At 69.6% G+C, this 25,408-nt stretch carries 23 protein-coding genes; 10 read left to right on the plus strand and 13 right to left on the minus strand.

The window, feature by feature from the left end:
• The first annotated feature begins 22 nt into the window (after positions 1 to 22).
• From ACWEQQ_RS00230 to ACWEQQ_RS00240, 3 genes are read left to right on the plus strand one after another with little or no spacing between them, the layout of a single operon-like run.
• Positions 23 to 1,678 carry an aldehyde dehydrogenase family protein gene (locus tag ACWEQQ_RS00230; protein ID WP_452346630.1) on the plus strand — a complete coding sequence of 552 codons (1,656 nt, stop codon included), beginning with the start codon at positions 23 to 25 and terminating at the stop codon, positions 1,676 to 1,678.
• Complete coding sequence (locus ACWEQQ_RS00235; protein ID WP_452346631.1) at positions 1,678 to 2,508, plus strand: SDR family oxidoreductase; 831 nt, start codon at positions 1,678 to 1,680, stop codon at positions 2,506 to 2,508. Before ACWEQQ_RS00230 ends, ACWEQQ_RS00235 begins: the two co-directional genes overlap by 1 nt.
• Positions 2,509 to 2,528: 20 nt before the next feature.
• A complete protein-coding gene (locus ACWEQQ_RS00240; RefSeq protein WP_452346632.1) occupies positions 2,529 to 3,422 on the plus strand; it encodes a PfkB family carbohydrate kinase in 894 nt (297 codons plus the stop codon).
• 5 nt (positions 3,423 to 3,427) lie between these two features.
• Here ACWEQQ_RS00240 and ACWEQQ_RS00245 read toward each other — a convergent pair whose 3' ends face one another.
• The 3 genes from ACWEQQ_RS00245 to ACWEQQ_RS00255 are packed head-to-tail and all read right to left on the minus strand — an operon-like array spanning position 3,428 to position 8,876.
• Positions 3,428 to 4,108, minus strand: coding sequence for a nucleoside/nucleotide kinase family protein (locus ACWEQQ_RS00245; protein WP_452346633.1), 681 nt, complete (start codon positions 4,106 to 4,108; stop codon positions 3,428 to 3,430).
• A gap of 26 nt (positions 4,109 to 4,134) precedes the next feature.
• Positions 4,135 to 6,336, minus strand: coding sequence for a protein kinase domain-containing protein (locus tag ACWEQQ_RS00250; RefSeq protein ID WP_452346634.1), 2,202 nt, complete (start codon positions 6,334 to 6,336; stop codon positions 4,135 to 4,137).
• The gene (locus ACWEQQ_RS00255) at positions 6,333 to 8,876 is read right to left on the minus strand and encodes a serine/threonine-protein kinase (RefSeq protein WP_452346635.1); all 2,544 of its coding nucleotides are present in this window, start codon (positions 8,874 to 8,876) and stop codon (positions 6,333 to 6,335) included. Before ACWEQQ_RS00255 ends, ACWEQQ_RS00250 begins: the two co-directional genes overlap by 4 nt.
• Positions 8,877 to 9,135: 259 nt before the next feature.
• On the opposite strand from ACWEQQ_RS00255, the gene ACWEQQ_RS00260 reads away from it, so the two are divergent.
• On the plus strand, positions 9,136 to 10,521 hold the full coding sequence (locus ACWEQQ_RS00260; protein WP_452346636.1) for an amidase: 1,386 nt from the start codon (positions 9,136 to 9,138) through the stop codon (positions 10,519 to 10,521).
• Positions 10,522 to 10,674: 153 nt separating this feature from the next.
• Here ACWEQQ_RS00260 and ACWEQQ_RS00265 read toward each other — a convergent pair whose 3' ends face one another.
• From ACWEQQ_RS00265 to dacB, 5 genes are all read right to left on the minus strand, one after another.
• Positions 10,675 to 11,562, minus strand: coding sequence for a LysR family transcriptional regulator (locus ACWEQQ_RS00265; RefSeq protein ID WP_452339676.1), 888 nt, complete (start codon positions 11,560 to 11,562; stop codon positions 10,675 to 10,677).
• Positions 11,563 to 11,939: 377 nt separating this feature from the next.
• Entirely contained in the window at positions 11,940 to 12,497 is a 558-nt protein-coding gene (gene hpt, locus ACWEQQ_RS00270; RefSeq protein ID WP_354831477.1) for a hypoxanthine phosphoribosyltransferase, read from the minus strand.
• Between the two features lie 42 nt (positions 12,498 to 12,539).
• On the minus strand, positions 12,540 to 13,556 hold the full coding sequence (locus ACWEQQ_RS00275) for a tRNA lysidine(34) synthetase (RefSeq protein ID WP_452346861.1): 1,017 nt from the start codon (positions 13,554 to 13,556) through the stop codon (positions 12,540 to 12,542).
• Between the two features lie 94 nt (positions 13,557 to 13,650).
• Positions 13,651 to 14,721 (minus strand): zinc-dependent metalloprotease, encoded by a 1,071-nt coding sequence (locus ACWEQQ_RS00280; RefSeq protein WP_452346637.1) that lies wholly within the window; start codon positions 14,719 to 14,721, stop codon positions 13,651 to 13,653.
• A 13-nt stretch (positions 14,722 to 14,734) separates the two neighbouring features.
• Positions 14,735 to 16,195 carry a D-alanyl-D-alanine carboxypeptidase/D-alanyl-D-alanine endopeptidase gene (dacB, locus tag ACWEQQ_RS00285; protein WP_452346638.1) on the minus strand — a complete coding sequence of 487 codons (1,461 nt, stop codon included), beginning with the start codon at positions 16,193 to 16,195 and terminating at the stop codon, positions 14,735 to 14,737.
• A 133-nt stretch (positions 16,196 to 16,328) separates the two neighbouring features.
• Here dacB and ppa point away from each other — a divergent pair, with 133 nt between their 5' ends.
• A complete protein-coding gene (gene ppa, locus ACWEQQ_RS00290) occupies positions 16,329 to 16,820 on the plus strand; it encodes an inorganic diphosphatase (RefSeq protein WP_379383333.1) in 492 nt (163 codons plus the stop codon).
• 65 nt (positions 16,821 to 16,885) lie between these two features.
• On the opposite strand, the gene ACWEQQ_RS00295 is transcribed toward ppa, so the two are convergent.
• On the minus strand, positions 16,886 to 18,541 hold the full coding sequence (locus ACWEQQ_RS00295) for an MDR family MFS transporter (protein ID WP_452346639.1): 1,656 nt from the start codon (positions 18,539 to 18,541) through the stop codon (positions 16,886 to 16,888).
• An 84-nt stretch (positions 18,542 to 18,625) separates the two neighbouring features.
• Positions 18,626 to 19,447, minus strand: coding sequence for a crotonase/enoyl-CoA hydratase family protein (locus ACWEQQ_RS00300; RefSeq protein WP_452346640.1), 822 nt, complete (start codon positions 19,445 to 19,447; stop codon positions 18,626 to 18,628).
• A 146-nt stretch (positions 19,448 to 19,593) separates the two neighbouring features.
• On the opposite strand from ACWEQQ_RS00300, the gene ACWEQQ_RS00305 reads away from it, so the two are divergent.
• The 3 genes from ACWEQQ_RS00305 to ACWEQQ_RS00315 all read left to right on the plus strand — a co-directional run bounded on the left by ACWEQQ_RS00305 (position 19,594) and on the right by ACWEQQ_RS00315 (position 21,054).
• Positions 19,594 to 19,914, plus strand: coding sequence for a 2-oxo-4-hydroxy-4-carboxy-5-ureidoimidazoline decarboxylase (locus tag ACWEQQ_RS00305; protein WP_452346641.1), 321 nt, complete (start codon positions 19,594 to 19,596; stop codon positions 19,912 to 19,914).
• A 40-nt stretch (positions 19,915 to 19,954) separates the two neighbouring features.
• Complete coding sequence (locus ACWEQQ_RS00310) at positions 19,955 to 20,428, plus strand: YbaK/EbsC family protein (protein WP_354831494.1); 474 nt, start codon at positions 19,955 to 19,957, stop codon at positions 20,426 to 20,428.
• 77 nt (positions 20,429 to 20,505) lie between these two features.
• Complete coding sequence (locus tag ACWEQQ_RS00315) at positions 20,506 to 21,054, plus strand: flavin reductase family protein (protein WP_452339682.1); 549 nt, start codon at positions 20,506 to 20,508, stop codon at positions 21,052 to 21,054.
• 13 nt (positions 21,055 to 21,067) lie between these two features.
• Here the strand turns inward: ACWEQQ_RS00315 and ACWEQQ_RS00320 are convergent, their stop codons facing one another.
• The gene (locus ACWEQQ_RS00320) at positions 21,068 to 21,706 is read right to left on the minus strand and encodes a LysE family translocator (protein WP_452346642.1); all 639 of its coding nucleotides are present in this window, start codon (positions 21,704 to 21,706) and stop codon (positions 21,068 to 21,070) included.
• 153 nt (positions 21,707 to 21,859) lie between these two features.
• Entirely contained in the window at positions 21,860 to 22,519 is a 660-nt protein-coding gene (locus ACWEQQ_RS00325) for a biliverdin-producing heme oxygenase (RefSeq protein WP_452346643.1), read from the minus strand.
• A 333-nt stretch (positions 22,520 to 22,852) separates the two neighbouring features.
• Between ACWEQQ_RS00325 and ACWEQQ_RS00330 the strand changes: the two genes are divergently transcribed.
• The gene (locus ACWEQQ_RS00330) at positions 22,853 to 23,467 is read left to right on the plus strand and encodes a class I SAM-dependent methyltransferase (protein ID WP_452339685.1); all 615 of its coding nucleotides are present in this window, start codon (positions 22,853 to 22,855) and stop codon (positions 23,465 to 23,467) included.
• A gap of 89 nt (positions 23,468 to 23,556) precedes the next feature.
• On the opposite strand, the gene ACWEQQ_RS00335 is transcribed toward ACWEQQ_RS00330, so the two are convergent.
• Complete coding sequence (locus ACWEQQ_RS00335; protein WP_452346644.1) at positions 23,557 to 24,501, minus strand: NADP-dependent oxidoreductase; 945 nt, start codon at positions 24,499 to 24,501, stop codon at positions 23,557 to 23,559.
• Positions 24,502 to 24,951: 450 nt separating this feature from the next.
• Between ACWEQQ_RS00335 and ACWEQQ_RS00340 the strand changes: the two genes are divergently transcribed.
• Positions 24,952 to 25,407, plus strand: coding sequence for a class I SAM-dependent methyltransferase (locus ACWEQQ_RS00340; RefSeq protein WP_452346645.1), 456 nt, complete (start codon positions 24,952 to 24,954; stop codon positions 25,405 to 25,407).
• Position 25,408: the final 1 nt, after the last annotated feature.

Below are 25,408 nucleotides of genomic sequence, written 5' to 3' on the forward strand. Positions count from 1 at the left end.
CGCACGTGGGGAGAGGCACATCGTGACCAATACCGAACCCGCCGCGGGCACCGCTCGCAAGACCGGGACTCGCAAGCCGGCCGGGACGGCCGTCAAGGCCACCCCGAAACCGGGAGCCACCCCGAAACCGGAGGCGGCCCCGGCGCCCGCCACCGAACTCGAGGTCCGCAATCCGGCGACCGGCGCACTCGCGGGCACGGTGCCGATCGATTCGGCCGAGACGGTCGCCGCCAAGGTCGCCGCCCTGCGCGCGCAGCAGCCCGCCTGGGAGGCCCTGGGCCCCGACGGGCGCAAGGAGTGGCTGCTGAAACTGCAGGACTGGCTGGTGGACAACACCGATCGCCTGGCCGACGTGCTGCAGTCCGAGACCGGCAAGGCCCGGGTGGACTCGCTGATCGACCCGGCGTTCTCGGTCGACCTGACCGGCTACTACGCCCGCCGTGCCGCGAAATTCCTTGCCGACGAACACCCTTCGCCGCACAGCCCGCTGGCCCGGGTCAAGCAGCTGACCACCGTGTTCCGGCCCTACCAGGTGGTCGGTGTGATCACGCCGTGGAACTTCCCGCTGGCCATGCCGGTCATCGATGTGATCCCGGCGCTGGCCGCGGGCGCGGCGGTCATCCTGAAACCGTCCGAGGTGACACCGCTTTCGGCGGTCGAGCTGGCGCGCGGCTGGCGCGAGATCGGTGCGCCGCCCGTGTTCGAGGTGGTCACCGGCGCGGGCGAGACGGGCGCGGCCGTGGTCGGGAACGCCGACTACATCCAGTTCACCGGTTCCACCGCCACCGGCCGCAAGATCGCGGCGGCCTGCACCGAGCGGATGATCCCGTACAGCCTGGAACTCGGCGGCAAGGACCCGGCCATCGTGCTGGCCGACGCCGACCTGGAGCGCGCCGCGCACGGCATCGCCTTCGGCGGGCTGTTCAACGCCGGGCAGGTGTGCATCTCGGTCGAGCGCGTGTACGTGGAAGCGCCTGTCTACGACGAGTTCCTGGCGAAGCTGACCGCCGCCGTCAAGGAGGTCCGCCTGGGCGTGGACGGCCGCCAACCCCAGTACGACATGGGCGCACTCGCCAACGAGAACCAGGCGCAGATCGTGCAGCGGCACGTCGAGGAGGCCGTCGAGGCGGGTGCGCGTGTCACGACCGGCGGCAAGCGCACCGGCGTCGGCACGCTCTTCGAGCCGACCGTGCTCGCCGACGTGGACCACACCATGACCTGCATGACCGAGGAGACCTTCGGGCCCACGCTGCCGGTCATGAAGGTGGCCGACGAGGCGGAAGCCATTCGCCTGGCCAATGATTCGATCTACGGCCTGTCCGCCTCGGTCTGGTCCGGCGACAAGGATCGCGCCGAACGCGTTGCGCGCCAACTGAACGCGGGCGCGGTGAACATCAACGACGTGTTCGCCAATATGTTCAGCTTCGCGCTGCCCATGGGCGGCTGGGGCCTGTCCGGCACCGGCGCGCGCTGGGGCGGGGCCAGCGGCGTGCGCAAGTACTGCCGTCAGCAGGCCATCACCAAGCCGATCCTGCCCACGCAAACCAAAGAGCCGCTGTGGTTCCCGTATTCGCCGGCCAAGCTGACCATCGCCATGGGCGCCATGCGGGCCGCGGGCACCCGCGGACTGCGGCGGATCAACCTGCCCGCCATCATCAAGACCGTGCGGGGGATGTGATGGCCGACTTCGGAACGATCGCCGGCAAGGTCGTGGTGATCACCGGCGGTGCGCGCGGCATCGGCCTGGCCACCGCGACCGCCCTGCAGGCCCTCGGCGCCAGGATCGCCATCGGCGATATCGACGAGGCCACCGTCAAAGAGTCCGGCGCCGCACGGGGTTTCGACGTCTACGACCGGCTGGATGTCACCGACCACCAGTCCTTCGACGCCTTTCTCGACGAGGTCGAGCGCCGCCTCGGCCCGATCGACGTGCTCATCAACAATGCCGGGATCATGCCCACCGGCCGCGTGGTGGACGAACCGGATCAGATCACCCGCCGCATTCTCGATATCAATGTGTACGGCGTGATCCTGGGTTCCAAGCTGGCCATCGGGCGCATGCTGCCGCGCGGGCGCGGGCACGTCATCAATATCGCCTCGCTCGCCGGCGAGACCCACATTCCGGGCCTGGCCACCTACAACGCCAGCAAGCACGCGGTGCTGGGCTTCACCGACACCCTGCGCGAGGAGTACCGGGGCACCGGGCTGCGCTTCTCCTCGGTGCTGCCGACGCTCACCAGAACCGAACTGGGATCCGGGGTTACGGGGCCCAAGCTGCTGCGCCCGGCCGAGCCGGAGGAGATCGCCGACGCCATCACCGAGCTGATCGTGGAGCCGCGCTCCAAGGTTCGCGTCACGGCGGTGGCGGGCATCATCTCGCAGGTGGTGGGTCTGCTGCCGCAGTCGGTGGGCGATGCCATCGGGCGCGCGCTGGGTGCGCAGACCGCGTTCCTGGACGATGTGGACTCCGACGCGCGCAAGGCCTATGAGAACCGGGTGCGCGAGTAGCTCACCGTAGGGTCGGCGGCATGGGTAGCAGGAGTGCGGTTTTCGCCGGATTGTCGACACTGGATCTCGCCTATGCCGTCGACCGGTATCCCGCCGAGGACTCCAAGACCCAGGCCGCCGACCTGTTCCTCGGCGCGGGCGGACCGGCGGCCAACGCGGCGGTGACCTACGCCTTCCTGTCCGGCGCGACCCCGGCCCTGGTGACCGCGCTGGGCAAACATCCACTGGCGGAACTGATTCGCGGTGATCTGTACCGGCACGGGGTCACCGCCGTGGACCTCACGCCCGACGGCGATCAGCAGCCGCCGGTGTCCTCGATCATCGTCGCCACCGCGGCGGCCACCCGGACCATCGTGTCGCTGGACGGATCCCGGATCCACCCGGCCCTCGACGAGTCCGCGGCCGAGGTGCTCGACAGCGCCACGGTGCTGCTGGTGGACGGCCACTATCCCGAACCCGCGCTACGGCTGGCGACGGCGGCGCGGGCGGCGGGCGTGCCCGTGGTGCTGGATGCCGGCCGCTGGCGTCCGGTGCACGGCGCGCTGCTGCCGGTCGTAGATATCGCCATCTGCTCGAGTACCTTCACTCCACCTGGGGTACAGGGTGATTCGGCCGGTGAGATATTCGACCACCTGCACGCGGCGGGACCGCGGCTGGTCGCGATCACCGGTGGTGGCGGCCCGATCCGATACTCGATGCCCGGCGAACGCGGCGAGATCCCCGTCCCCGCGGCGCCGGCCGTGGACACCCTCGGGGCGGGCGACATTCTGCACGGCGCGTTCTGCCATTTCCACGAGCGTGGCGCGGATTTCCCGGTCGCGCTGCGGCGCGCGGCCGCGGTGGCAACGGCCTCCTGCGGTTTCCCCGGTACCCGGGAGTGGATGCGGCACTTCGACATTCGGTCGATCGGATAACACGTTCAGTCGATGCGGTAGCCGCGTCCGGCCTTGCGCAGCACCAGATCGGCTCGGGTGCGGGTGGATTCGACGAGGGCGGCATTGCGGAGGTCGCTGTGCGCCACCTTGGTCCGCGCGGCCGCGAGGGTGCGGCCGCCGCGAATGTGGCGGCGCAACAGGCGTTGTTCGATGATCGGGCGCGGCACCTCCAGGTACCAGGTCTCGTCGAGCAGGGGGCGCACAGCGGCCCAGGCCGGATGGGCGCGGTCGTCGAGCAGCAGGTAGTTGCCCTCGGTCACCACGATGGATTGGCGGTCGAACACGATGCCGCCGGGGACCGGTTCGTGGATCTCGCGATCGTAGGTGGGCCAGGACACCGGCGTGCCCGGCGCGGTCTCGCGAATGGTGCGCAACAGCGCCACATAGCCGTCGGTGTCGAAGGTGTCGGGTTCGCCCTTGCGATCGAGGAATCCGGCGGTGCGCAGCTGGGCGTTGGTGAGGTGGAATCCGTCCATGGGCGCGACTTCGGCGATCGTAGCGCCGGCGGCCAGATTCAGTTCGTCGCGAATGCCGCGGGCCAGGGTGGATTTGCCGGCGCCGGGCGGGCCCGCGATACCGAGCAGAAACCGACCGGAATGCCCGTCGGCGCGGCGGCGAACGCGAGCCGCCAACTCCGCCAACGAGGTTTCGACACTGCCACGCATCGCCACCCCTCCGAGCCTACGGGGAATCAATGCCCGCCTTCGGGAATGGCACGCACCAGCGCCTGCAGGTCCTCCTCCAGCAGCCGCGAGAGCCGGTAGGTGACCACGAACGCCAGCACGCCGCCGACACTGATCAGCCGCAGCGGCACGATCACCAGCGACAGATCGGCGGTCGACACGAAGGTCACGCTGGCCACCGCCAGCAGCGGCACCGACGCGGCCGCGGCGAGATAGAAATTGCTGCGCCGGGCCAGCGCCGACAGCTGCCGGCGATCGGCGGGCCCCACCGAACCGCGCGCCAGCAGCTGCGGATACAGCGACCGCACCGCGTACACCATGATCAGGAAGAACGGATAGGCCAGCGCGATGGTCGCGCACACCACCTGCGCGGTGAAGAAGTGCGCGAAGGCATTGTGCGGCAACCGCGCTCCCGTACCGGACAGGGCCAGCGGCCACGCCACCCCGGCGATCAGCCACATGGCGAACGGCACCCACACCGCCCGCTCCCCCATCAGCAACGTGTCGGAGCGGGCGTGGGCCAGCTGGGCCGGGGTGTACCGGTGCCCGCGGGCCAAGCGGTAGGAGACGGTCAGCGGCCGCCGCGCCAACCACAACAGCAGCAGCGCCGCCAGCGGGAAGGCGACCAGATTGTTCACCAGCGCCACCTGCTCGAACCGCTGCTGATCCACCAGCGGCAGCTCGTTCACGACGAGACTCCGGTTGATCCGGACGTTGTACCAGCTGGCCACGGCATTCGGCAGGCCCACGCACAGCATCGCGATCGGCACCGGCCAGCCGCGCAACCTGGCCCACAGCGTGTGCGGCGGCGGATCCACCAGATCCCGGGCCCGCGGGTCGAGGCACAGGTTCAGCTGCCCGGCCAGCTGGCCGCCGGTCTGCCAGCGCCGCGCGGGATCGGGTTGCAGGCATTCCAGCAGCACCCGCCGCAGCGCGGCCGGGGTGTCCGCGGGCAGGGTATCCAGGGCCGCCGCGGGCACGCCCGCCATCCGCCGGGCCAGCATGGCCCGCACCGCCCCGGTATCGGTCCCGCCGTCCGCATCGTCGAATGGCAATGCGCCGGTGAGCATTTCCCACAGCACGAGTCCGAGCGAGTAGATGTCGCCCCGGGTGTCCGGCAGCGGCGCGGCCGGATCCAGCTGCGCGGCCAGCGCCTCGGGCGACCGATACCGCAGCGCCCCGGCATCATTCGCGCCCGCCCCGAGGAACGCCCCACTCCAGTACACCGGCCCCAGCGCGAAATCCGCGAGCTTGGGCACCCCTTCCGCCGTGAAGAGCACATTGCCGGGCCGGATGTCGCGATGCAGCACCCCCTGCCGCAACCCGTAGTCGAGCGCCTCCGCCAGCCGCCGTCCCACCCACGCCACGGTTTCCGGCCAGCTCAGCCCGGCGATCTCGGCCCGCACCCGGGACCCGGCCGGCCGGATCTCGCCCTTGGCCTCCATGGCCGCGTCGATGGCCCGCAGCAGCAGTCCGCCATCGGCGCTGTCGCGCCCGGCCGTCGCGGATTCCTGCCGCAGCCGGGCCAGCACGCCGTCGACGGTGCCGCCGGGCAGATACTGCATGTACAACAGCCGCAACGGTTTTCCGGTGCTGCCGTCGGCGATCAGGCGCTGGTCGAAGACCCGCACGATGTGCTGGTGGTCGAGCTGCGCGACGGTGTCGGTGTCGCTGTCCACGCCCGCCTCCACCCGCACCGCGACCAGCCGCTGCATGGACCGCTGCCGGGCCAGGAACATGCGGCTGTGTTCGCGGCCGCCGAGATCGGTGAGCAGGTCGAAATCGTCGAGGCTGCGGCCGGTTCCGATGCCCTCGGGCAGCACGGGCGGCGGGGGCGGTGGGGTGTCGCCGGTGAAGCGGCGGCGGATCTCGGTGGCCGCCTCCGGGTACTCGGCGGTGAAGCTGTCCACGTCCACCGGCCGGAAGCAGCTGCGGGCCACGTACTCCTCGCAGACCAGGTCGGCGAAGTCCGGACTGGTCCCCACCTCCGGGAATTCCCGGCGGTACTCCGCGAGCCGCTTCTCCATTCCGGCGCGCCGCCGGCGCTGCCGCATGTCCACCCGCACCAGATCGGTGAGGACCGCGAGCCGCACCTCGTGCCCGTCGGGCAGGTAACCGGCCAGGGGCGGCGGTTCGTCGCGGTCGCCGCGCAGGGTGGATTCCCAGTCGGCAGCGAAGCGGGCGAGGGCTTGCGCTGCGAGTTCACTCACGATTCGGTACCCGCCCCGTTTCCGGGCGCCCGCGACGACGGGGTCGACGACACCACCCGCTCCAGCGCCGCCAGGTCGGCCTCCAGCGCCCGGAACATGGCATAGATCAGGACAAAGGCCGCGATCCCGCCGACGCTGAGCACCCGCACCGCGACGATCACCTGCGGAATGTCGTCCGGCGGGAGGAACGTCACGCCCGCCACCGCCAGCAACGGGACCGACGCCGCGACCGCCAGATAGGTGGTGCAGCGGTGACCCAGCCGGTGCAGCCACACCGCGTCCTCGGCGCTGATGTCCCCGTGCCGCAGGAACATCGGATAGATGCACCGCACCAGATAGAAGGCCACCAGGAAGAACGGATATGCCACGGCGATGGCCCCGCACACCACCAGCGACACCAGGAAGTGCACCATGCCACGGGCCGGTAGGTCGGGAGCCGTCATGCGCAGCACCGTCGGGAAGGTGATGCCCGCGAGCACCCACAGCGAGAACACCACCAGGGAGATGCGCTCCCCGGCCAGCAGCACGTCCGCGCGGGCTCTGCGGAGCGTCTCCGGGTCGTATTCGCGGCCCAGCCGCACCCCGCGCGGCACAAAGATCAGGGATCGGCACAGATAGGCGATGACGGCCGTCCCGAGCGGGAAGAACACCAGGTTCACCGTGGTCGTGGTGACCATGAAGGTGTGCATGGCCGACTCGGACAGGTGGTTGATGATGAAGGCCCGGTTGTGCGCGATGTTGTACAGCGACGCCAGCAGGTTCGGCACCACGATGGCCAGCGTGACCAGCGGAATCATCCACGGCCGCAACCGCATTCGCCAGCTGTGCGGCGGCGGGTCGACCAGGTCGCGGGCGCGTTCGTCCAGGCACATGTCGAACTGTTTGGCCAGGATCCCGCCGCTGCTCCAGCGCTGTTCGCGGGCGGGCTCCAGGCAGGTGAGCAGGACCCGGCGCAGCGCGGCGGGGCAGTCGGGCGGCACCCGGCCGAGGGCAGCGGTTTCGACGCCGCCGCGCCGCCGCGCCAGCATGGCCTCGAGGGTGGTGCGGTCGCCGTGGTCGCCGGGCCCGGCGGTGGTGTCGTCGAAGGGTTTCGCCCCCGTGAGCAGCTCCCACAGCACCACGCCGAGGGAGAAGATATCGGCGCGGGTGTCCAGGTCGCCGGCGCTGACGGCGGTGCCGGGGTGGCACGCGTCCAGCTGTTCCGGGGACATGTAGGACAGCGAACCGCCGAAGTACGCGACCGGGCCGGCGCTGTCGATATTCCGGCTGAAGCTGATGTTGAAGTCGGCCAGTTTCGGTACCGCCTCGGCGGTGAGCAGCACATTCGCGGGTTTCACATCCCGGTGCAGGACCCCGTGCCCGTCCGCGTAGTCCAGTGCCTCGGCCAGCCGGCGGCCCAGCCACGCCACGGTTTCCGGCCAGGACAGCCCGGCCAGCTCGGCGCGCACGCTGGAGTCGGTGGGCCGGATCTCGCCCTTCTCCTCCATCGCCGCATCGACCGCGTCGAGCAGCAGCTGTCCGCTGCGTTGCGCGGGCGGGGTGGCCCGCACCCAGCGCAGCACGCCGAGCAGGGTGCCGCCGGGCAGGAACTGCATGTACAGCAGTCGCAGGCGCCGCCCGGATTCGGTGCGCAGGTCCGACATCAGCCGCTGGTCGAAGACGCGCACGATGTAGTCGTGGTCGAGCTGGGCCAGGGTCTGCGGCTCGGTGCCGTGGTCGGCGGAGATCTTCACCGCCACCAGCCGCTGCAGGGAACGCTGCCGGGCCAGGAAGACCCGGGCGAACGCCCCGGAACCAAGACTGGTCAGCAGGTCGAAATCATCGATGCGCTGCCCGATCTCGATGCGATCGAGCAGTTCCCCGGTCTCGGGCGTGGTGATCCCGCCGGTGGCCCGGGTGGGCTCGGCCGGTGCGCCGACCAGCTGCGAGGGATCCTCGTACAGCGTCACCTCACCCGGTTCGGGTACCCGGGTGGTGTCGCCGTCCACGAGCGGCCCGGGCCGGGCGGTCGGCTCGAGCTGCGTCCGCTCGAGCTGCGTCCGCTCGAGCTGTGTCCGCTCGGAGCGTTCGAGCCCGAAGTCACCGCGCGTGGATTCGTCCAGCCCGGCCCGCCGCGTGCTCTGATCGTCGTCGTCGGCATTCAGCAGTTCCCGCAGTTCGGTCGCCTGATGCGGATATTCGCGCAGGCAGTCGCGCGGATCCACGCGCTCGCCGCTGTGCCGGCGGATGACGAACTCCTCGTACACCAGCCCGGCGGGCAGATCCCGATCCGCGAGTTCGGGGAATTCGGCGCAGTAGTCGTGCAGCCGTTTGGCCGGGGAGACCTCGGTTCCGGCGGGTCGGTGCAGCCAGCGGTGACGCATGTCCACCCGGATGAGCTCGATCAGCGCACCCCGCCGCAGCGTGGTGGCATCGGGCAGATAGTCGGCGATCCGGGGTGGGGCCGCAGTGGAGTCCCACGCCGCCGTGAAGGCGGCGATCGCACTTGATTCCGTTTTCGCCGAGTAACCGCCGGAACGGTGGTCGGAACCAGAAGCCATGTCCGCACCCCTCTGGCTCGGCACGGATGTCGTCGATCCGCACTGTCGATCCGAGGATGTCGTGGATTCTGAGATTGGGACAAAGAACCCGCCACACCCCACACCATCATCCCCGACTGCTAGCCGGAATGATAACTTGCGGCTCACGAGCGGATCACCCGATTTCGACACGAGGCGACGGGGGAAGACCAGCATGCACGACGAGGGCACGGCGCTAGCGGCTGAAATCGCCACAGCCGGCACCGCCGAGGAGGTAGCGGTGGCACGCACAACGGCCGATTCCGACACCCCATCCGACCGTCCCCCCGTGGACCTGACCACGGCCACCGGCATCGCCGCGGCCGTCCAGAACGGCTCGATCTCCCCCGAGGACGCGGTCGGCGCGGCGCTGGACCGGATTCGCGCCCGCGATCGGAAATTGAACGCTTTCAGTCTCGTTCGCGAGGAAGCGGCCCGCGCCGAGGCCCGCACGGTGGCCGAACGACCGGATCTGGACATGCTGCCACTGGCCGGCGTGCCGATCGCGGTGAAGAACAATATCGACGTCGCCGGCGAGGTCACCCGGGGCGGCTCGCTGGCCGGTCCCGATACCCCCGCCACCGGCGATCACCCGGTGGTGCGGCGGCTGCGGGCCGCGGGCGCGGTCGTCGTGGGCCTGACCACGGTGCCCGAATTCGGGCTCTGGGGTGTCACCGACGGCCCGGGCAGCATCACCCGCAGCCCGTGGAACACCCGCTACTCCGCGGGCGGCTCGTCGGGTGGTTCCGGCGCGGCGGTCGGCTCCGGCATGGTCCCGATCGCGCACGGCAATGACGGGCTCGGCTCGGTCCGCATTCCGGCGGCCTGCTGCGGCGTGGTCGGCCTCAAGCCCGGCCGCGGTCTGGTGCCCGCCGAGGTGGGGCTGGACTCGTGGGGCGGGATGACCGAGAACGGGGTCCTCGCGACGACGGTCGCGGATACCGCGCTCATGCTCTCGGTGCTGGCGGACCGCCCCGACCTGGCCGATCTGGAGACGCCCTCGACGCTGCGCATCGGCCTGGCCACGGGGGCTCCGACACCACTCGGCCATATCGACCTGGCCTGGACCGCAGCCGCCGACAAGGCCGCCGCGGCCGCCTCCCGGGCCGGCCACATCATCGGCGTCGCCGAACTCCCGTACCAGGGCTCGACTTTCGCGCTGCTGCTGCGCTGGCTGGGCAATGCCGCCCGCGAGGCCGCGACCGTCCAGCACCCGGATCGCCTGCAGCGCCGCACCCGGGTGCACGTCGCCCTCGGCAAGGCGGTGCTGAAGTCCGGACTGCTGCGCCCGTCGCAGGTCGATCGGGTGGAGGCCCGGCTGCTCGATTACTTCGAGCGCTACGACGTGGTCATCACACCCACCCTGGCGACCCCTGCCCCGCGCGCCCGCCGCTGGCATTCCCGTCCCTGGCTGGCGAATGTCCTTGCGAACACGAAGTTCTCGCCGTTCACGCCGCTGTGGAACCTGGTCGGCTGGCCCGCGCTGTCACTACCCATGGGCCTGCACCCGCGCACCGGCACCCCGGTCGCGGCGCAGATCGCGGGCCCGCCCGGCAGCGAGTCGACCATCCTCCGGCTGGCCGCGCAGATCGAGGCCGCCCACCCCTGGCAGCGCGTCGCTCCCTGAGCACACCCCGGCACAGCGCGCCAGGATACAGCACAGCGCCGCGTCACTCGGTGACGCGGCGCTGTGCTTCTGTCTCGATCCCGTACTCCAGGACGGACCGCGGCAACCTCCGACCCTCTGCCGCCGCCCATTTCGACCGGTCCGGGCCGGGGCCTACTGGGCCGCGACCGGTTCCTTCTCGGCGAAGCCGCCGTCGAGGACGCGGACGGCGAACTCGAGGATGGTGGGGCGGTCGTCGTCGGCGCGCCAGGCCACTGCCAGTTCGCAGGGGGCCAGGCCGGCGACCGGGCGGGCAGTGAGGCCGGGCCAGCGGTACATGGGGACATTGTTCTCGGCCAGCAGGCACACGCCCAGGCCGAGGCTGACCGCCTCCAGACGCTCCTCGGCGGTGGCCGCTTCCGCGCCGATCTTGGCCTGACGGCCGCCGCGGGCGTCCGCACCGAGCCAGAAGTCCCGTGCCGCACCGGCTTCGGCGGGCATGGCGATGAAGGGCTCGTCGATCAGGTCGGCGAAGTCGATCTGCTCCCGGCCGGCCAGGGCGTGGTTCTCGGGCAGCAGCACCCAGCGCGGTTCGGTGCGCAGCACCTGCCAGCGGTAGCGGCTGGTGTCGGGCACCGGCAGCCACATGAGCGCGAGGTCGGCCTGACGGCCGGCCAGCCCGCTGGACGGGTCGGTCCAGGACGCGGAGTGCAGGGCGAGCCGGTGGCCGCTGGCGCTCTCCAGGTCGGTGATCAGGCCGCGGCCGATGGAGGACTGGATGCCGACGCGCAGCACCTCACCGGCCTCCTGCAGGGCGACATTGGTGACTTCCCACAGTTCCAGAATTTTCCGCGCGCCTTCGAGGAGTTCCTTGCCGGCGACGGTCAGGGCCACGCTGCGCTGGTTGCGGTCGAACAGCACGACGTCGAGCTGGCGCTCCAGCTGACGGATCTGTCGTGACAGGGTGGGTTGTGCGATGTGCAGCCGTTGAGCGGCGTTGGTGAAATGCAGTTCCTCAGCGACGGCGACGAAATACCGCAGGTCGCGCAAATGCGGGTCCATAGCCCCTTGCTATCAGAATCGGTCTTGATTTTCCAGCCGTATCTGACCCAAAAGTTTGCAACTGGATCAGAAAACAGCCGTCAGGTTTGTTACAGACAGCATAGGACTCCCCCGAAACATTCTGTTAACCGGACCCGCGAATTCCTGGCCATTCACCGACGCTCACCCACCGACCCCCTAGCGGACACTTGACCAGCAGTTACACATAAATCCGCGCCCGTGCCCGATTCCCGCTCGACCCGAGCGCTGACATCCAGCAACGACCACTCCCCCCGGCCCACGCCCCAAACCAGCCCACCGAGTGAGTTTCGTCACATCAACGCAGAAGACCGCTCCCGGTAACCGGCAGCGGCCTTCGTTTCGATCCTCGAGAGTTGTTACTCCCCGCCGTAGACCTTCGGGTCCAGGGTGCCGATGTACGGCAGATCACGGTAGCGCTCGGCGTAGTCGAGGCCGTAGCCCACCACGAACTCGTTCGGGATGTCGAAGCCCACGGCCATCACATCCACCTGGGTGCGCAGCGCGTCGGGCTTGCGCAGCAGCGTCACCACCTCGAGCGAGGCCGGGTTGCGGCTGGACAGGTTGCGCAGCAACCACGACAGCGTCAGGCCGGAGTCGATGATGTCCTCGACGATCAGCACATTGCGCCCGGCGATGTCCTTGTCCAGGTCCTTCATGATGCGCACCACGCCCGAGGACGAGGTGGAGGACCCGTAGGACGAGACGGCCATGAACTCCATCTGCGTCGGCACGGTGAGCTTCTTGGCCAGGTCGGTCATGAAGAAGATGGCGCCCTTGAGCACGCCCACCAGCAGCAGGTCGCCCTCGGGGGCATCGGCGGGATAGCGCTTGGCGACCAGTTCGGCCAGTTCCTCGACCTTGTCGGCGATCTGTTCCTCGCTGATCAGCACCGACGCGATGTCGTCCCCGTACACGTCCGCTGGTTTCCCTTCAGTGATGTCGACCCGAATCCGGGTTCACTCCGAACCGAGTATGAGCCTGCCATGTTCACGCGCGGCAACCAACCTCGTCCCACTGGGCGAACCGCCCACCGCGACCCCGCCCTGCCCCCGCCACCGCGTGACCAGCGCCTCGACCGCCCGTAAATTGCTGTCCGTCAATGATTTTGCGCCACGCTCGAGCAACCATTCGCGAATGACGCGGCGGCGGACCGCGGGCGCGGCAGTGGCGAGCATCTCGATTCGCAGCCCGTCACCGTCCCGGGCGGCCGCCAGCAACTCTCCGGCGAGCGCATCCAGCACCTCCCCGTCCTCCCGCAGGTGCGCTGCAGTGCGCGCGAGCGCGGCGGCCACGCCGCCGCCGAGCACGTCCTCCAGCAACGGCAGCACCTCGTGCCGCAGGCGTACCCGGGTGAATTCCGGCGCGCTGTTGTGCGGGTCCTCCCAGGGCGTGATCCCCAGATCCGCGCACAGTTCGCGGGCCACGCTCCGCCGCACCCCCAGCAGTGGCCGCCCCCACGGCGCATCGAATTCCGGCATCCCCCGGATGGACCGCGCCCCCGACCCGCGCCCGAGCCCGAGCAATACCGTCTCGGCCTGATCGTCCAGCGTGTGCCCGAGCAACACCGGCAATCCCTGCCGCGCCTGGTCCAGCGCCGCGTACCGGGCGCGCCGGGCCGCCGCTTCCGGACCACCCGGATACCGGGCCTTGCCCGCGCGCTCGCCGAGGCCTGCGGGGCGGCCGATGTCCGGGTCGCGATCGGCGATGCCGGGGCCCGTCCCGGCACGCTCGACCGTCACGGTCAGTACCCGCGCCGACCGGCAGCCCAGCTTCGACGCCAGCGCGGCCGCCGTCGCTGCCACCTCCGCCGACCCCGCCTGCAAACCGTGATCGACCGTCAGGGCGTCCACCACGTCCGCCTCCGCACAGGCGGCGGCCGTCAGTGCAACCGAATCCGCCCCACCCGAGAGGGCCACGGCGACCACCCCCGCAGGTGCGTACCGTTCCAGCCATTCCCGCACGGCGTGCCGCATCTCCAGTGCGGCAGGCGTCTCGGGCAGCCGGGGCCGATCGTTCACGCCCTGATCGTCGCACGCGGGCCCCGGGGCCCGGTGCGGCGGCAACGGCTCAGCCGAGGACGCGGGCGACCCAGCGCTGCGGTTCACCGATTTCGTCTGTGCGGGGCAGGGTTTCGGGGTCGGTCCAGATGGTGTTGAACCGCGCCATGCCGACGGTGTCGACGACCTCGTCGACGAAGGCCTTGCCGCGCACGTACTGGGCGACCTTGGCGTCCATGCCGAGCAGTGCCCGCAGCAGCCGCTGGATGGGGTTGGCGGGGCGCTTGCGGCGCTGATCGAAGGCGGCGCGGATGCGGGCGACCGAGGGCACCACGGCGGGTCCGACGGCGTCCATGACGTGGTCCGCGTGGCCCTCCAGCAGCGTGCCGAGCATGAGCAGGCGGTCGAGGGCTTCGCGCTGCGGTGCGGCCTGGGTGGCGCGCAGCAGCCCGATGACACCGCCGGCCGGGTCGTCGCCGCGGCGGCGCTCCTTCACGGCGTCGACGAGCCGGGCCAGCATGTCGGCGAGCGGTTCGTCGCCCGCCTCACCGAGCACCTCGACATTGCGGCGCATGTAGCCGGCGATCCAAGGGGCGGAAGAGAACTGGACCCGGTGGGTGACCTCGTGCAGGCACACCCAGAGCCGGAAGTCGCTGGGCGGCACGCCGAGCGCGCGTTCCACCGCCATGATGTTGGGCGCGACCAGCAGCAGCGTGCCGTCGGGCCCGGTGAACGGGTCGTACTGGCCCAGGATGGCCGTCGACAGAAACGCCAGCATGGCCCCGGCCTGCACGCCGGCCGGTTTGCCGACGAGTTTGCCCTTCTCCCCGGGTTCCACGCCGCTGCCGGTGAGCTGGGCCATGGATTCGGCGGCGGCGTGGATCCAGCCGGGCCGGTCGACGATCAGCGCGTCCGGTACCACCGACCCGTCGTCGAGACCGCTGACCTCGCGGACCGGCCCCTCGGCGCGCACCGAGGCGGCGGCGAGTTCGGCGACCGCGTGTTCGGCCGAGTACCGGGATGTCCGCGGCCCGGCGGGCACCAGCGCGGCGCCGGTGCGGGCGGCCACCTTCCAGTCCACGACACCGGTCAGATTGGTCCGGGTGCGAGCGGGGGCCACAGGGTTTTCGGATCCGGTCATGTTCATCCACCCGTCAGGAGCAGCCACAGTTGCGCAGTGCGTTGGCGACGGCATCCAGCGCAGGTCGGCTCACCTCCGGCGGCCGATCGTTCGACATCAAGGCGAACGTCAGGACCCGTCCGTCGCGGTCCAGCACATAACCCACCAACGCACTCGAGACGGACAGAGTTCCGGTTTTGGCCCGGATCCACCCCGCCCCGTCGCGATCCCGGTCGACATAGCGGGTCGCCAGCGAGCCGGTGCCGCCCGCCACCGGCAGGAAGTCCAGCAGCGGCGCGAGCGGGGAGCCGTCGGTGCTGGTCGCGGCCGTATCGGCGGTCGAATTGCCTTGCGGACCAGCACCGTTGGGCAGCGCGGACACGGTCAGCACCCGGTTGAGCAGGCGCGGGGGAATGTGGTCGTCGGTCGAAAGCCCGCTGTTGTCGGCCATTTTCAGGCCGGTCAGATCGAATCCGGCGGCCTGCAGCACGGTCGTCATGGCGGTCACCGCGCCGGTGAAGGAGGCTTCCTGCCCGCTCGCCACCGCGACCTCGCGGCCGATGGCCTCGGCGAGCACATTGTCGGAGTGCACCATGGCCTGCAGCATGCGTTCCCGCAGCGGCGCGGACTGCACGGCGGCCAGCTGGTTCGCGCTCGCCGGGGCGGTGCCCAGCTTCACCTTGGCGGGATCGGCGCCCAGTTCGGTGGCCAGCTTCCGGCCCGCGTCGAGGGCGGGAGTGGTTGTGCGGGGCGAATATTCGACCAGCGGGTCGAGGCGGCCGCCGTCGATCATGACCGGATCCAGCGGCGCGATGGAGCCGCCCGCGATATCGGCGTTGTCCCAGCCGGGCGCGAAGTTCGGACCCGCGTAGGCGGAGGTATCGACCACGATGGAGTCCACCCGCTGCCCGGCGGTCTTGATCTGCGCGACCAGGTCCTGCAGCCGGGGCGCGTCCGGGTAGTAGCCCTTGCCGTCCGGCTGCGCGGTGATGGTCGGGTCGCCGCCGCCGACCAGCACGATCTCGCCGGGGGCCGAGCCGGTCACCACCTTGGTGGTGATCCGGTGATCGTCGGGCAGGGCGAGCAGTCCGGCCGCGGTGGTGAGGATCTTGGCGGTGGAGGACGGGATCATGCCCTTGTCCGGGTCCATGGTCCACAGCACCTTGCCGGTGTCCCCGTCGGAGACCGAGGCGGCGAAGATCCCGAGGTCCGGATTGCCGACCACCGGTCCGAGCGCGGCGGCCAGCCCGTTCGCGGAGGCGGCGGGCGCGGTCACCGGGGCGGGCGCGACCTGCGGAATCGGCTTCACGGGCGCGGGCGGATCGGCGATCGTCAACCCCCCGTGCCGGAATTCCTCCGTCCAGGGCTTCAGGATCACCGCCACCGCCCCGGCCGCCGCCACCACGACGACCAGCACCAGCGACACCACGATCCAGGTTCTGCGTCGCCGCTTGGCCTCCAGACCACCGATGTTCTGCTTGTTCCGACCAAACACCTGCCGCTGTCTCCCTGATACCTGTGGTGGGGCTGATGGCTCTACCGCGGTCCACACTATCCTCGTTGCGCAGTCGTTCCCTTGAACGAGCTGGCGAGTCGGCAGCTATACCGCCCACCGAAAAGGAGATGACGTGGAGTTCGACGTCACCATCGAGATCCCCCGGGGTCAGCGCAACAAGTACGAGGTCGATCACGAGACCGGACGCGTTCGGCTGGACCGCTACCTGTACACGCCGATGATGTACCCGGCCGACTACGGCTACATCGAGAACACCCTCGGCGGCGACGGCGATCCGCTGGATTGCATGGTGCTGCTGCCCGAGTCCGTGTTCCCGGGTGTGCTGGTCGAGGCCCGTCCGGTCGGCGTGCTGATCATGAGCGACGAGGCCGGCATCGACGAGAAGCTGGTGGCGGTGCCCGCCGGCGACAAGCGCTGGGCGCACATCCAGGACGTCGAGGACATCCCGGAGTTCCAGCGCAAGGAGATCGCGCACTTCTTCGAGCACTACAAGGACCTGGAGCCCGGCAAGTGGGTCAAGGTCGAGGGCTGGGAGGGCCGCGCGAAGGCCGAGAAGCTGGTCGACGAGGCCTACGCGCGCCTGAAGGAGCAGGGCGGCCACTGAGCTCCCGCCGACGAGGGGCGGCGCGGATTCCGCGCCGCCCCTTTCGTTTTCCCGAATCCCCCGTCCTATTCGGCAGCGGCCGCGAGCCCAGCGGTCGTGCGCAGCGGGACTTCCTTCCAGAACACCACCAGCACGAACGCCAGCAGGGTGACGGCGGATGTGGTCAGGAAGACCGTCGACAGCGATTCCGCGAATCCCACCTTGAACGGGTGTGCGAGCACGGGATCGAGCTTCTGGATCACCGAACTGTCGTTCAGCACCCCCTGCGCCGCCGAGGTGTCGTGTTTCAGAAGTCCTTGCGACAGCGCCATATCCGCGGGATTCCCGTCGTGCGCCCCGGCGGCGACGGCGTCCTGGAACCTGCGGTCCTTGCCCGCCTCCAGCAGTTGCGCGCGGATATTGGGTCCGAGCCGATCGAACAGGATCGACAGGAACACCGCGGCGCCGAGCGTGCCGCCGATCTGCCGGAAGAAGGTGGCGGCAGCGGTGGAGACGCCCATGTCCTTGGGCGGCAACGCATTCTGCAGCGCCACGATGAGCGGCTGCATGAGATTGCCCAGCCCGAAGCCCACGCACAGCATGAACAGCACCACGATCCAGAACGCCGTATCGGCCTTCAGGTAGTGCAGCAGGAACAGCCCGATGGTGATCATGGCCGAGCCCAGTAGCGTGTAGACGCGGTAATGCCCGGTGCGCGAGATCAATTGCCCCGACACCACCGAGCCGATCATCATGCCCAGCACCATGGGGATCATCTGCAGCCCGCCCAGCATCGGGCCGGCACCCCGGTCGGCCTGCAAATACTGTGGCAGCAGCAGGATTCCGCCGAACATGCCCGCGCCCACCACGAACGAGATGACCACGCCGAGCGCGAAGGTGCGGTTGGCGAAGATGCGCAGCGGGACGAGCGCAGCCTCTCCCAGCGCGGCTTCAACCAGGATGAAGGCGATCACCCCGAACGCGCCGATCAGGTAGCAGACGATGGATCGCGCATTGCCCCAGCCCCATTCGCGCCCCTGCTGGGCCACGATGAGCAGCGGGCTCATGGCGATGATGAGCGCCAGCGCACCCCAGTAGTCCACGCGGTCACGGGATTTCTCGCGTGGCGGCAGGCGCAGCACCCGGGTTACCACGACCAGGGTGAACAGGCCGATGGGCACGTTCACCAGGAACACCCAGCGCCAGCCCGCGATCCCGAGAATGCTGTGCTGTCCCGCGAACAGCCCGCCCAGCACCGGCCCGATCACACTCGAGGTACCGAACACGGCCAGGAAATACCCTTGGTACCTGGACCTTTCGCGCGGGCTCACGATGTCGCCCACGATGGTCAGCGCCAGCGACATGAGCCCGCCCGCGCCCAGCCCCTGCAGCGCCCGGAAGGCGGCCAGCTCGTACATGGACTGTGCGAAGGTGCACAGCAGCGAGCCGGTCACGAAGATGGTGATCGAGGCGAGGTAGAAGGGCTTGCGCCCGTACATGTCCGAGAGCTTGCCGTACAGCGGCGTGGCCAGGGTGGCGGTGATCAGATACGCGGTGGTCGCCCAGGCCTGCAGTGAATACCCGTTCAGATCGTCGGCGATGGTGCGGATCGCGGTGGACACGATGGTCTGATCGAGCGCCGCGAGCAGGATGCCCAGCAGCAGTCCGCTGAGGATCACCATTATTTCGCGATGAGTGAAGCCGCCCGCACCGGTCGACTCGCTCACCTCGGATGTAGCCATGACCAAACCTCCGGTCCCCCGCCCAAAACGATAGGCCGGGAACCGGAGGCATGGGGTCCTTTTACGAGGCCGGAACCCCTGGGGTCACTTGCCCTTGAACTCCGGGGGGCGCTTCTCGAAGACCGCCTGGATGGCCTCGGTGAGGTCCTCGGACGGCAGGAACGCCGAGTTCCAGGCCGATACGTAGCGCAGCCCGTCGGCGATCCTGCCGCGCTTGGGCTGGTCGAGGACGTCCTTGATGCCCTGCACCACCAGCGGCGGGTTGGCGGCGATCTCGCGCGCCATGGCGTGGGCGGCGTCCAGCACGGCCTGCTGGTCGGCGTACACGTCGTTGATCAGGCCGATCTTCTCGGCGCGGGCCGCGTCGATGTCCTTGCCGGTGTAGGCGAGTTCACGCACGTGCCCCTCGCCGATGATGCCCGGCAGCCGGTGCAGCGAGCCGATGTCGGCGACGATGGCCACCTTGGCCTCGCGCAGGCTGAACTTGGCGTCGGCGCTGGCCAGGCGGACATCCGCGGCGGCGATGAGGTCCAGTCCGCCGCCGATGCACCAGCCGGAGATCGCCGCGATGACCGGCTTGACGCAGTCGGCGACCGCGGTGACCGAGTCCTGCATGCTGCGCACCTGCTTGAGGAAGTCGGTGCGCGGCCCGGCGAGCGCCCGGTCGGCCAGCAGCGGCCCGAAGAGCGGGCTCATGGCCGGCAGGTCCAGGCCGTAGGAGAAGTGCGTGCCGGATCCGGTGAGCACGATGGCGCGGATGTCCGGGTCGGCGTCGAGTTCGCCGAAGATCAGCGGCAGTTCGCGCCAGAAGTCGGGGCCCATGGCATTGCCCTTGCCGGGACCGGTGAGCGTCACCTGGGCGATGTGGTCCTTGCTTTCGACCTCGAAAGCCTTCCAATCGGTCATCGGTCCAGCGTATCGGGGGTGCCGGGGGCGTGGCGGGCCGGTGTTAATCCTGTGCTAAATCTGCTGCGTCCCAGTGTTTTCGATCCGCTTTCCGGCGGACGATTAGCGGGTCCGCACAACTCGCCCATCCCGTGTGTGAGGTCTGGATGTTGATGCATCACGGAATCGGCCTCGACCGCTTCAATACGCTCCCCCGCCGCCGCGCGATTCATGCCCTGTACGAATGCTGCTGCAATGTCACCTGGGCCCAGAAGATCGCCGACGGCCGCCCGTACCCGGGCCACACCGCACTCCAGACGGCCGCCGCGGCGGAGCTGCACGCCCTGTCCGCGATCGACCTGGAACGGGTCTTCGATTCCTGTGCGCACCAGTGGGTTTCGCAGCGCACCGCCGAGGAGCTGGCCCCGATCGTGCGCGACCGCCTCACCGAGCTGCTGGGCCCGGAGGAGGGCTATCCCGACTACTGATCCCCGGCACATCCACCGCAATCGCTCTACCCTGGTTGCCATGCGCAGGTCCCTGCCACCGGTCGCGTCGAAGGTCTCCGACACCTTGATCGCGCGCGGCCATCACGGGGTGATCATCACCCAGCCCAGTCCCACCCACACCGCGCAGGAAGCCGCCGACGCGCTCGGCGTGACAGTAGGGGCGATCACCAAATCGCTGGTCTTCCTGCTCGACGACGATCCGGTGCTGCTGCTGGTGTCCGGCGCGCACCAGGTGCATCTGAGCCGCACGGGGGAGCGCCTCGAGGGCACGCTCTCCCGGGCGCCCGCGGCCATGGTCCGCGAGGTGACCGGGCAGCCCATCGGGGGTGTCGCCCCGCTCGGGCACCCCACCAATCTGCCGACCTTCGTCGACACCGCGTTGTCGCAGTATCAGGAATTGTGGGCCGCGGGCGGGCATCCGAACACACTGTTCCGCACCACCTTCGGGGAATTGGTCCGGATCACCGCGGGCCTGGCCATCGACGTGGACTGAGCACCACCTACCGGCGCGGACCGGGCAATTTCTTACAGGGTGGAATAACCGGGCGCTCGACCACGTAGTTTCGTGACGTGAGCGATTCCCCGACGCCCGGCACCGAGCTACACGTGCCCGACGATCTGAGCGGCATTACCGCGCAGCAGTACCGCGCCGCCATGCGGCACTATCCGGCCGGGGTCACCATCGTCACGCTCGAGTCCGACCAGGGTCCGGTGGGCTTCACCGCCACCTCGTTCGCCTCGCTCTCCGCACAGCCGCCGCTCATCTCGTTCAATATCGCCGAGACTTCCTCCAGCATCGAGGCCATGCTGCGGGCCGAATCGCTGGTGGTGCATTTCCTCGGCGAGCATCAGAAACATCTGGCCCAGCGGTTCAGCCGGGCCGCCGAGGAGCGTTTTACCGACCGGTCCCTATGGACGACGCTCGGCAGCGGCGAACCCGTCCTGCACGGCACGCCCATCTGGGTCCGCGCCACGGTCCATCAGCTCCTCCCGATCGGCGACCACACCCTGGTCATCGGCCTGGTCACCCAGGTGCACGACAACACCGAGAACTCCCCGGCGGTCGGCCCGCTGGTGTATTACAACGGCGCGTACCACCGCGCCGAGATCGCCGACTGACTCGGGCGCCGACTCAGGCCGCGGCCGAGGCCGCCGTGCCGATGCCCAGCGCCGCCAGGATCGCCGCGCTCGCCTGCTCCAGCCGGACCCGGACGCGCGGCCGTCGCAGCAACTCCACCGCCCGCGCGGCCGCCACCGCCAGCAGGATCATTTCGATTGCCGCGATACTGGATTCGATGGCTCCGAGCGTGAGCGTGTCGAGGAATGTCACCCGGGTCAGGAACTGCGGCAGCACCGCGAGGTAGAACAATCCCACCTTCGGATTGAAGACACACGACAGCAATCCGGCAGCGAAGGCCGAGCGCAGCGACGCCGGCGCACCCTGCGCCACCGCGACATCCGCCCCGCCGGCCGCCGCGCCGGGCCCGCGCCGATGCGCCAGCAGCGCCCGAACGCCCAGGTACACCAGGTAGATTCCGCCGATCACCTTGAGCGTGCGATACGCGGTCGCCGACTGCTCCAGCAGCGCCGCGACCCCGGCCGCGACCACGGTGGCCCACACGATCCCGCCGAACGCCGAGCCCACCGCCGCCGCGATTCCGGATCGCGATCCGGCCATCGAGAATCGCAGTACCAGAAAGGTATCCGGCCCCGGCGTGAGCGCGAGCAGCACACACAACCCCACGAAACTCAGTAGCAGCGGAAAACTCATGCCCTCCATGGCAACCCATCACCGCGGACCGGCGCAAGGGTGAGATCGCTGACCCTGCCCCCGACGAACAGGGTCAACGACGCACCGCGGAAATGACGAAGGCCGCCGCCCCTGTCGATCAACGGGGGTCGGCGACCTTCGGGGTTGCGAGTTTCAGTTCCGCGCGCTGAATTCCGCACCCAGCTCACGGAACAGATCAGTGTTCATCGTGAACGCCAGTCGCGCCTCGTCGAGTACGCGATCGACCTCGGGGCCGTCGAGGGGAAGCTGGTCGAGGGCCTCGCGGTAGTCGCGCTTGAACGCGGCCGGGTTGGCGATGTCCTCGAAGACGTAGAACCGCACGCCGTCGCCCTTCTTGGGCAGGTTCCACAGCTTCTCGGCGGTACCGCGAATGACCTGGCCGCCGGAGAGATCGCCCAGGTAGCGGGTGTAGTGGTGGACGACATAGCCGGCCGGCCAGTCGCCCGCGCACTCCTCGATGCGGGCGGCGTAGGCGGTGGTGGCGGGCAGTGCGGTCAGTTCATCGCGCCAGTTCGCGCCGCCGAGGTGGGCCAGGTCGGCCTCCAGCGCGGCCAGCCGCGCCAGTTCCGGCTTGACGAACGGACCCGCGACCGGGTCGGAAGCCAGTGCGGCGGAGCGCTTTTCGAGGGCGGCGTAGACGAACCAGAGCTGGGCGGTGTACCGGTAGAACGCCTCCACCCCGAGCTGCCCGCCGAGCATGTCGCGCATGAACGTGGAGTGTTCCGCCTCGTTGTGCTGCTGCTCGGTCGCGGTGCGAATGAGCGTCGAGAACGGGGTGCTGGTCTCCAGCATGGTCGGGCTCCTCGTGGTCAACTCGGGGGCACACCACTTTGGCTACCCTAACTTCGACACCGACCATACGCCCCAGCAACGTTCGCGCGATTCGAACTTTGCGGCCCACCCGATCCAACTTTCGGACGATTTTTCCGATACGGTCGTGTGCGAGTCACAACGACGGGTCGGCCGGCGGGAGACTCCCGTTCGGACAGCGATCGCCTTCCGAACCGCTGACGATCAGCGCCGACCCGATCCCCTATCCTCCAGACGATCGCGGCCCACCGATGACGATGCCGCGCCTACCGCGGTTCCGAGTTGCCCATCATGACCCACGTAGGAGGACCGAGCATGGGCGTTTTCAGGTATCGGGTAGCGCATGCGCTGGGATTTCGCCCATGGGAAGCAGCGGCCCGGCAGCGCGATGTATCCCGCATACTGGCCGCCGAATTCGACCAGGAGCAGGCGGGAGCACAGCCGCCCGCCGGGACCGCCTTGGATCTCGGCTGCGGCACCGGCGGGCACGCCGTGGAACTGGCCCGCCGCGGCTGGCGGGTCACCGGGGTCGATATCGTGCCGAAGGCGATCCGGCTCGCTACCAGGCGCGCCCGCGCCGCCGGCGTCGATGCCCGCTTCCTGGAAGGCGATATCACCGCCCTCCCGGCCGAGGTCGGCACGGGATACCGGCTGATTCTGGACTTCGGTGTCTTCCACGGCCTCACCGACCCCGAACGGCACACCATGGGCCGGCAGGTGGACATCGCCGCCGCCGCAGACGCAACCCTGCTCATGGTCGCGTTCGAACTGGGCCGCCATGGCCCACTGCCCCGCGGCGCCGCACCGGCGGACATCACGGCCGCATTCCCAGGTTGGACCATCATCGAAGACGTGCCCATGCTGAAGGTGGCGGCCAGGATGGTCCACCTCTATCGGCTGCGCCGCACCGGGGCTTTATCGCAAGCATGAGAAGGGTGCAGGTGCCTCCGAAGCCGACACCCCGGGCTCGGACAGTGGCGGAAACCGAGGCGCCGTCGGCCTTGGACCGGTCGCTATCCTCACGGACGAACGCGGATGACCGTCTTACCCTTGCGTCGCTCGGTCAGGTTGAAGGCGGCGACGGCGTCGTCGAGGGTCGCAACCGTGCCGATGTTCGTCCGCACTCGTCCGTCGCGCACCCGCTGGGCGATCTCACCGAGTTGGGTGCGGTCGGATACGACGACGAAGTCGATCGCCAGTCCGTGGGCGGGTCGCGCCTCGGGCGGCCCGGTGACGGTCACCAGCGTTCCTCCGGCTCGAACGAGATCCGCCGACCGCTTCTGGATGTCTCCGCCGAGGACATCGAAGACCAGATCGACTCCGCCGATGTCGTCCAGAGAGTCGTTCTGAAGGTCGACGAACTCGTGCGCCCCGAAGTCGAGCGCGGTCTGCCGGCCGGCCGCGCGCCCGGTGCCGATGACGTAGGCGCCGGCCTCACGTGCGAGCTGGGCTGCCATCGACCCGACTACGCCGGCCGCACCGTGCACGAGGACGCTCTGCCCCGCCTGAAGGCGGCCGTGCTCGAACAGCCCCTGCCAGGCGGTCAAGCCCGCCATCGTGACGCCCGCGCCCACCGTGAAGTCGATGTCGCCCGGCAGCGGCGCGAGATTACGTGCCTCGACGACCACGTACTCCGCCAGCGTGCCGTCACGAGTCCAGTCCGTCAGCCCGAACACCCGCTGCCCCACCGACAGGCCGGTTGTGCCGTAGCCGAGAGCGCTGACCACCCCGGCCAGCTCGTGCCCGGGGATCGACGGCGTCCGGTCCCGGCCGAGCCGATCGACCCAGGTCGAGGGCCACTCCAACTCATCCCCGGTGAATCCCGACGCATGAACCTCGACGATGACATCGCCGTAGCTCGCGCCCGAGAGGCTCGCGAACCTCGCCGCATCCGGATCGGGCCGCTCCACCAACGTCATCCCGGCCGTTCCAGCGGCCCGGTCCGTCACCACGATCGCCTTCATGTGAATACCTCCCTGTATCCAGGCCGTGCGGCCACGTGGTCGGGAAGATCCGGAAGAACCGAACTTGTAGCAGACACCCCGCGGCGCGACATCGTGCGAACTGCACATCACACGCGCGGGCGCAGCCCATGCTACCTGCGCCGATGGGCCTGCGGACGCGCCTGGAGCACCAAGTAGGGACGGCCGGAGGCCGGCCGGGAAGGCGGCTGCGAGTCACAACGGTCGCGCCGTTCGTCACACCGACCCGCGACGCTCCAGCATGTCGTGCGCAGCCTCCCGCAGCGCGACCGTGGCCCGCGTGAAGTAATCGGCTGCTGGCAGACCAATTGGCCATCCGCATGCTGCCCGCCGCGTGGCGGTCGATCGCGCGCCGACCCGCCGGGCGACGCCTACTGCGCGCGGGCATGAGCCGAGAGGGAGTCGGCGCCTGGGAGGCGGAAGCGAATAGCATTGCCCGACAACATGACTCAGGTCTCGATCGACTTCGAAACCGATGACCTCGGCACCGCGCTGACCGAGCACGGCTACCGCACCGACGCGAGGACCCTCTCCCTCGGGGAGGGCGTCACGCAGTACCTGACCGAACCCGCTGTGCGCGCCACCTTTTCAGCTCTCGCCGAGGCCCCCACCGGCAGCGAGCTCATCTTCAGCTACATCCGGCAGGACTTTCTGGACGGCACCAACCTCCAGGGCTGCGCCGCCACCTACCGCAGATTCGTGGCGCGGCAACGACTCTGGACCTTCGGTTTGCATCCGGACCAGGTCCCGGCACTGCTGGCCGACCACGGTTGGTGCGAGGTCGAGCAAGCGGGCGGACCGGAGTACACCGCGAGCTATCTCGACCCGATCGGGCGCGACGTCCGGGTGCCCGACCTGGAACGCTGCGTGGCGGCTCGCAAATCGTGAC

Source organism: Nocardia sp. NPDC004123 (assembly GCF_053603795.1).

What these genes read in the sequence shown, in the direction of transcription:
- ACWEQQ_RS00245 (WP_452346633.1), bottom strand. Translation starts at nt 4,108, where the DNA reads ATGCGTGGCAGTGTCGAAACCTCGTTGGCGGAGTTGGCGGCTCGCGTT.
- ACWEQQ_RS00280 (WP_452346637.1), bottom strand. Translation starts at nt 14,721, where the DNA reads ATGACCGGATCCGAAAACCCTGTGGCCCCCGCTCGCACCCGGACCAAT.
- ACWEQQ_RS00320 (WP_452346642.1), bottom strand. Translation starts at nt 21,706, where the DNA reads ATGAGTTTTCCGCTGCTACTGAGTTTCGTGGGGTTGTGTGTGCTGCTC.
- ACWEQQ_RS00310 (WP_354831494.1), top strand. Translation starts at nt 19,955, where the DNA reads ATGCGCAGGTCCCTGCCACCGGTCGCGTCGAAGGTCTCCGACACCTTG.
- ACWEQQ_RS00295 (WP_452346639.1), bottom strand. Translation starts at nt 18,541, where the DNA reads ATGGCTACATCCGAGGTGAGCGAGTCGACCGGTGCGGGCGGCTTCACT.
- ACWEQQ_RS00330 (WP_452339685.1), top strand. Translation starts at nt 22,853, where the DNA reads ATGGGCGTTTTCAGGTATCGGGTAGCGCATGCGCTGGGATTTCGCCCA.
- ACWEQQ_RS00300 (WP_452346640.1), bottom strand. Translation starts at nt 19,447, where the DNA reads ATGACCGATTGGAAGGCTTTCGAGGTCGAAAGCAAGGACCACATCGCC.
- ACWEQQ_RS00305 (WP_452346641.1), top strand. Translation starts at nt 19,594, where the DNA reads ATGTTGATGCATCACGGAATCGGCCTCGACCGCTTCAATACGCTCCCC.
- ACWEQQ_RS00240 (WP_452346632.1), top strand. Translation starts at nt 2,529, where the DNA reads ATGGGTAGCAGGAGTGCGGTTTTCGCCGGATTGTCGACACTGGATCTC.
- ACWEQQ_RS00335 (WP_452346644.1), bottom strand. Translation starts at nt 24,501, where the DNA reads ATGAAGGCGATCGTGGTGACGGACCGGGCCGCTGGAACGGCCGGGATG.
- ACWEQQ_RS00255 (WP_452346635.1), bottom strand. Translation starts at nt 8,876, where the DNA reads ATGGCTTCTGGTTCCGACCACCGTTCCGGCGGTTACTCGGCGAAAACG.
- ACWEQQ_RS00235 (WP_452346631.1), top strand. Translation starts at nt 1,678, where the DNA reads ATGGCCGACTTCGGAACGATCGCCGGCAAGGTCGTGGTGATCACCGGC.
- ACWEQQ_RS00325 (WP_452346643.1), bottom strand. Translation starts at nt 22,519, where the DNA reads ATGCTGGAGACCAGCACCCCGTTCTCGACGCTCATTCGCACCGCGACC.
- ACWEQQ_RS00265 (WP_452339676.1), bottom strand. Translation starts at nt 11,562, where the DNA reads ATGGACCCGCATTTGCGCGACCTGCGGTATTTCGTCGCCGTCGCTGAG.
- ACWEQQ_RS00275 (WP_452346861.1), bottom strand. Translation starts at nt 13,556, where the DNA reads ATGCGGCACGCCGTGCGGGAATGGCTGGAACGGTACGCACCTGCGGGG.